The organism is Pseudovibrio sp. POLY-S9, assembly GCF_001431305.1.
Lineage (GTDB): Bacteria > Pseudomonadota > Alphaproteobacteria > Rhizobiales > Stappiaceae > Pseudovibrio.
Genome location: NZ_LCWX01000200.1, coordinates 153170 through 157597, shown reverse-complemented (window position 1 = coordinate 157597; position 4428 = coordinate 153170). Strand labels below are relative to the sequence as shown.

The 4428-nt window shown below is 50.1% G+C and carries 6 protein-coding genes and 1 pseudogene; 2 read left to right on the top strand and 5 right to left on the bottom strand.

Going from position 1 to position 4428, the window contains the following annotated elements:
- A partial coding sequence (locus PPL9_RS20415) for a M3 family metallopeptidase (protein ID WP_161831390.1) occupies positions 1–503 on the top strand: 503 nt, incomplete at its 5' end.
- Between the two features lie 80 nt (positions 504–583).
- Here PPL9_RS20415 and PPL9_RS20410 read toward each other — a convergent pair.
- Complete coding sequence (locus PPL9_RS20410) at positions 584–1003, bottom strand: DUF423 domain-containing protein (RefSeq protein WP_057464405.1); 420 nt, start codon at positions 1001–1003, stop codon at positions 584–586.
- A 241-nt stretch (positions 1004–1244) separates the two neighbouring features.
- On the bottom strand, positions 1245–2396 hold the full coding sequence (locus PPL9_RS20405; RefSeq protein WP_082597000.1) for a choloylglycine hydrolase family protein: 1152 nt from the start codon (positions 2394–2396) through the stop codon (positions 1245–1247).
- A gap of 148 nt (positions 2397–2544) precedes the next feature.
- Here PPL9_RS20405 and PPL9_RS20400 point away from each other — a divergent pair, with 148 nt between their 5' ends.
- Positions 2545–3042 (top strand): GNAT family N-acetyltransferase, encoded by a 498-nt coding sequence (locus tag PPL9_RS20400; RefSeq protein WP_057464403.1) that lies wholly within the window; start codon positions 2545–2547, stop codon positions 3040–3042.
- Here the strand turns inward: PPL9_RS20400 and PPL9_RS20395 are convergent.
- The 3 genes and pseudogenes from PPL9_RS20395 to PPL9_RS20385 all read right to left on the bottom strand — a co-directional run.
- Entirely contained in the window at positions 3001–3444 is a 444-nt protein-coding gene (locus tag PPL9_RS20395) for a GNAT family N-acetyltransferase (protein ID WP_057464402.1), read from the bottom strand. The genes PPL9_RS20400 and PPL9_RS20395 overlap by 42 nt on opposite strands.
- Positions 3444–3917: a GNAT family N-acetyltransferase gene (locus PPL9_RS20390; protein ID WP_057464457.1), complete on the bottom strand. Its 474-nt coding sequence runs from the start codon at positions 3915–3917 to the stop codon at positions 3444–3446. The genes PPL9_RS20395 and PPL9_RS20390 overlap by 1 nt, the downstream gene beginning before the upstream one ends.
- Before the next feature lie 68 nt (positions 3918–3985).
- Positions 3986–4428, bottom strand: a pseudogene (locus PPL9_RS20385) (single-stranded-DNA-specific exonuclease RecJ); the annotation flags it as partial.

The window sequence follows — 4428 nt, the reverse complement described above, 5'->3', positions numbered from 1 at the left end:
AAAAAAAGTACCCCCGCCACTACCAAAGCGGCGAAGTCATTCCAGAAGAGCTTCTGGAGCGTCTGCTAGCGGCAGCCAACTTCAACCAAGGTTTTGCAACCGTTGAGTATCTGGCGACTGCTCTGGTTGATATGGCGATCCATAAAGAAGATAAGCTCGACGATCTCGATCCGGCTCAGATGGAAAAGAAGATCCTCAACGGTATCGGTATGCCGAAAGAGATCATCATGCGTCACCGCATTCCGCACCTCCTGCATGCCTTTGCCGGAGACGGATATTCTGCGGGTTACTACAGCTATCTCTGGTCAGAAGTGATGGATGCTGACGCATTTGAAGCTTTTGAAGAAACTGGCGATGCGTTTGACGCTGATACAGCAGCCAAACTGGAAAAGTTCATTTACGCAGCAGGCGGATCTCAAGATCCAGCAAAAGCTTATATGGATTTCCGCGGTAAACTGCCATCCATTGAGCCACTTCTCAAAGGTCGCGGGCTAGTCAACTAAACATCAGACACCCAAAACAGATATCAAAAAGGGCGGACCATGTGGTTCGCCCTTTATCATGAGGACTCAAAGGAAGAAGGCTAGCCTCTCATCATCCGGTTGAGGCCACTTAAGAATACAAACAGCCAGCCCAGGATCATCAGCATGCCACCCGTTGGGGCAGCAAAGTCAAAGAGCTTCTCACCAACGAACAAGCGCTGAGCCAGATCACCACAGAACAAACCAACACCGGCAAACAGCAAGAGCATGGCAAATGCAATGCCTTTGGAGCCCGTAATCCCGTGTGCAACGCCCAGCCCGACAAAAGCAGCGGCATGCATCATCGTGATTTGAGAGATAATACCCAGATACTGGTTATCGACCGCGTGCGAACTGGCCGCCGAAGTCAAAATGGCAATAACACCGCAAAACCCGCCAAGCGCCAATCCAAGACCAAGGCCCTGACCAAGTCTGATCCGTGGCTGGTCAACAGGCACCGCTTCACTTGCACTATCCGGCATGGCTGCTCCTTAAATCCCTATTCCAAATAACATACTGCGTGAAACACAGACACGCATCAACTGCATATAGGATAGCCAGCAAAAATTACAAAACCCTCAGCAACACACCACCATGATTGATAGCTGATAAGAACATGCACTCCGCTGCTGTCCCTCAACACCTGGACCTGCGACAAACAATAGGCTCTCTCCTCGACCAGAGAGAAGGCTGCAAAGATTGACTCTTTACAGCCTGCATCACTTATTTCGCAGCATCCGCTAGATTGCTAAACGGGTCAGCCACCAGCGGCTTCAAGATTGTTAGCGTAGACCCATCCGGGTCAAAGTCCTTGAAGCTCACAGAGTTGAAGTTCATCGCATTGAGCTTCCGTACATAATAAACAGCACCATTCAGATCTGCCATAACAGACCATTGCGTGTAGTCTGGGTTGTCATCTTGCTGAGAGCTCGCAGACTGGGCCGCATCCAGCGCTTCCGGTTGGGCAAAGCCTTTCGGAATGTCGAAGTTGTTCAGAATATGCCCAGCGACATTGAGGTTCTCTTTTGCAGTTTCATGTTCCTCAGCTGTGGTCACAAACGCTGTCACGCGCACAAAACGCGATGGCGGCGTTACATCTCCCGGCACACCCAGCATACCTGATCCCTGCCCCAGTGGTTGCAGCTCACCTTCTGGAAACTTCTTTCCAGCCGAGTTTATTGGTGTCAGGTTCACGTAATTGCGCAGGTTGGTTAAGTGCCAATCAAACTGCGGCGAGTTGGTCATCACACCAAGCTCATTATCGTAGACCTTCAAGCCATCATCGACGGGCTCAATCACGATGGACTTTCCAGAACGGTCATGAATAGTGAAATGCAGCGGAGGCACTTCGCCAAGCGGAGCAAAATCAACATCGACCAGCTTGATCGACTTAACGGCTTCTTTCACCTCTTCAACTGTCTCAAACTGCGATAGGACCCAAACGAGAAAATCAATCGGTGCAACTTCATCATCTGCGCCACTCGCCTTCACATCAGAGTACTCTGCAAAACCAGGGAAGTAGAGAGCACCAGCTGCAAGACCAGCTTCATTTACACCATCAACAATCGCGGTCTCATGCTTCATTGCATTCATACCGATCACAGCATACTTGCTTTTCCACTTTGCCCCTTCCCATTGTTTATCCCCATTAAGCTCTCCAGAACTCGTGAGCTCATAATTGCGTGGGATCAGAGAAACAGTGGACTCAGTTTCAAAGCCGAACTCCATGGTCCTCCCATAGACACGTCCGTCATCTTTGGCCGTAACAACAAAGCTCGTGCAAGCAGATGCACCAGCAATTGGTGATATCAAGAGGGTGGTCGAACACAATCCAGTCAGCACAACGCGCTGCATTTTTGAAAATAATGATGGCATGCTAAGCTCCTTTAGCTTTTTGCATGCGTATCGTCTCTGGAGATCTCCAAGAAATGCATAACGTTTGCATTCGATTATTCTGAAGCTTAGTAAGTGCTTTATGCTGTTGTTTTAATGAGAAATATTTAGAGCTCAGTTGGAGAAATCAATGCACAAAACTCTGAGCATCTCGAACCTCGTTGATGTTCCTCACTTCCTTGAGCCAGCCGCAAAAGGCATGTGGCTGGAATGGTGGGAAGAGGAAGGCCACCCGATTGAAGATGTTTATGAGGAACTCCGCACGAGCCTCAACAAAGAAACCATTCCCACAACATTGATCGCACACGACCAGACCGAGTTCCTTGGCATGGTCATGTTGGTGCAATCAGATATGAGCAAGCGCCCGCAGTACTCACCATGGCTGGCATCCCTATGGGTCGCTCCAGAGCATCAAGGCAAAGCCATCGGCTCCCGGCTCACAAAAGAACTGGAGGCACTCGCTTTAAACGATGGCACAACACACCTCTACCTCTTCGCAAAACTAAGCTTGCACCGGTTTTATGAAGGTTTGGGGTGGCAGTGCATCGAAAATGACGTGAATGGAGTAGATATTTTCCGCAAGAAATTAAGCCAAGACAGCAGGCCGTTTCATCAGCACCTTATGTAGTCCGGGTCCATAACCATCCGTCTCGACGGATTCAGCAACAAACCCCATTCTCTCGTAGAAGGGACGTGTATGCTGTGAGGTATCGATATAAACCGCCTGATCTGGATAGTCCTTTGCAATACGCGCAAGCCGGAATTGCACAAGCGCTCTGCCAATCCCCTGACCGTGCTGTTCACGGCGCACCATACCCCAAATAAGCCCCACCCCTTTAGCATTCAGGCAATACCCACCAGCAGCAACAATCAGCCCATCTTGCTCGGCCACATAGTATGGATCATCAAGGTTTTTCAGGTCCAGGCTGTATTCTTCCAGCTCAGTCTCCATGAAATACTTGGGAACATTCCCCTTAAAGATCTCAAGGCATGCGTCATAGTCACCGGTTTGATATCTACGAAAATCCATCACACAGTCCTTAGTGGCCTTGGTTCCAAAACGTATCGCATCACCGGCAATTTCCGCCCTGCTGGAAGGGAAGGCTGAAACCCAATTTCCTCCGCTCCCATACGCTCATAAAATCCTTTGGCATGAGGATCAGAGACAATCACCAGCTCTGGAAGCTGCTGATCTTGCAGCCAGTTCTGAATGAAGCCAAACATAATCCGCCCTGCGCCCCTACCCATCAGTTGCGGAGAGACCCAGAAGTCCTCAAGCTCGCTGCGTTGCTCTGCATCAACGGAAATAGAAAACACACCAACAATCCGGCCCTCAGCTTCCAAGACCCAGAAATGCCTGCTTGCCAGAACAACCTCATCAACAATCAGATCAGGCAGCCAGACTTCCATCATCTCCTGCGAATAGCCCCAATGGCCTTTCGCTGCGAGGATCACCTCATTCATTTCCGAAATATGCTGCTTACTCGCCTTGATGATATTCACGTACACGCCCCTTTGATGGGAAAGACAAAACGCCTCACACAGGCTGAAGCAATCCGAAAAGCCCGGACCTATGCGCCGTATTGCCCTCTGGTTGGGTCTGCCACATCAATAATGCGTAAGGACGGTTTCGCCTGCCCCTGCCACGTATCAACACTCAAACTACCAGCAATATGGAGGGGTTTGCCACGTGCTTGTAAGAGCGCCTTTCCATGAGGTTGGTCTTCCGCTTTAAAAGCAATCGCCTTCAGGTTTGTTCCCTCGTTACCACCAAGCGTCACACTCACATGCCCTTGCCCAACCACCTTTGAAAACTTGATCGGCACAGATGGCAACGCAAAAACAGGTTCTGCGTGCGAGGCCCCATAAGGCCCTGCCTGTTCCAGTATATCCAGCAGGCTCAGGTTCGCGCCAGCAGGTGTCAGCACACCATCAATAGTGAGTTCATGATCAGCAGAGGCCTGCTCCACATCTTCACTCAGTTGCTCCGTCAGGAAAGCCTCAAACTCAGGTA

Coding starts and splice junctions, on each gene's coding strand:
- PPL9_RS20410 (WP_057464405.1), bottom strand. CDS start 1,003: ATGCCGGATAGTGCAAGTGAAGCGGTGCCTGTTGACCAGCCACGGATC.
- PPL9_RS20405 (WP_082597000.1), bottom strand. CDS start 2,396: ATGCCATCATTATTTTCAAAAATGCAGCGCGTTGTGCTGACTGGATTG.
- PPL9_RS20400 (WP_057464403.1), top strand. CDS start 2,545: ATGCACAAAACTCTGAGCATCTCGAACCTCGTTGATGTTCCTCACTTC.
- PPL9_RS20395 (WP_057464402.1), bottom strand. CDS start 3,444: ATGGATTTTCGTAGATATCAAACCGGTGACTATGACGCATGCCTTGAG.